The 1,075-nt window shown below is 62.4% G+C and carries 2 protein-coding genes; both read left to right on the top strand.

Going from position 1 to position 1,075, the window contains the following annotated elements; genetic code table 11:
• Window positions 1–162 (top strand): DUF1427 family protein (locus tag FHT84_RS31265; protein ID WP_183765887.1); only part of this gene is annotated, 162 nt, incomplete at its 5' end.
• Window positions 162–1,075 (top strand): amidohydrolase (locus FHT84_RS31260; protein WP_183765884.1); only part of this gene is annotated, 914 nt, incomplete at its 3' end. The genes FHT84_RS31265 and FHT84_RS31260, both read left to right, overlap by 1 nt.

Below are 1,075 nucleotides of genomic sequence, written 5' to 3'. Positions count from 1 at the left end.
GAGCAGATCATCCCCTTCGCCAAAACGCTGATCAATAAGGAACCGGCTGCCGTCTCCTGGATGCAGCAGATCAAGCCGCACATGTTCGGCCACCTGCCGAAAGGCACCGATCGTATCGAGACTGCCCATCAGGCGAAGGTCAATGCCGAGGAGCGAAGCTGATGACGACGCGTCGATCCTTTCTTGGAGGCGCATCGAGCCTGGCGTTCTCGAACCTCTTCTCCCCGGCAAACGCCGCCGATCCCAACCCGACCGGAGTAGACACCATGCATCCCGACCTGATCCTCCACAATGGCCGCGTGACGACCCTTGACCGAACCAATCCGAATGCGACGGCGATCGCCATCAAGGACGGGCTGTTTCTGGAAGTCGGATCCGACAGCGAGATCATGGCGCTGGCTGGTTCTGGCACTAGGATCGTCGACCTCAAGGGCAAGCGTGTTCTGCCCGGCCTGATCGACAACCATACCCACGTCGTCCGCGGTGGTCTGAACTACAACATGGAGCTGCGCTGGGATGGCGTGCGCTCGCTCGCCGATGCGATGGACATGCTGAAGCGCCAGGTGGCGATCACGCCCGCGCCGCAGTGGGTGCGCGTCGTCGGCGGCTTCACCGAGCACCAGTTTGCGGAAAAGCGCCTGCCGACCATCGAGGAGATCAACGCTGTCGCGCCCGACACGCCGGTCTTCCTGCTGCATCTTTATGACCGCGCCCTGTTGAACGGCGCCGCTCTCCGCGCCGTCGGCTATACCCGTGACACGCCGAACCCGCCCGGCGGCGAGATCACCCGCGATGCCAACGGCAACCCGACCGGCATGCTGCTCGCCAAGCCCAATGCCGGCATCCTCTATTCGACACTTGCCAAGGGTCCGAAGCTGCCCTTCGACTACCAGGTCAATTCCACCCGCCATTTCATGCGGGAATTGAACCGCCTCGGCGTCACCGGCGTCATCGATGCCGGTGGCGGCTTCCAGAACTATCCGGACGATTACGCCGTCATCCAGAAGCTGTCCGACGAGAACCAGATGACGGTGCGCCTCGCCTACAACCTCTTCACCCAGAAGCCGAAGGAAGA

Source organism: Rhizobium sp. BK289 (assembly GCF_014193575.1).
Lineage (GTDB): Bacteria > Pseudomonadota > Alphaproteobacteria > Rhizobiales > Rhizobiaceae > Rhizobium > Rhizobium tropici_C.
This window is presented reverse-complemented; position numbering and strand designations above follow the sequence as displayed.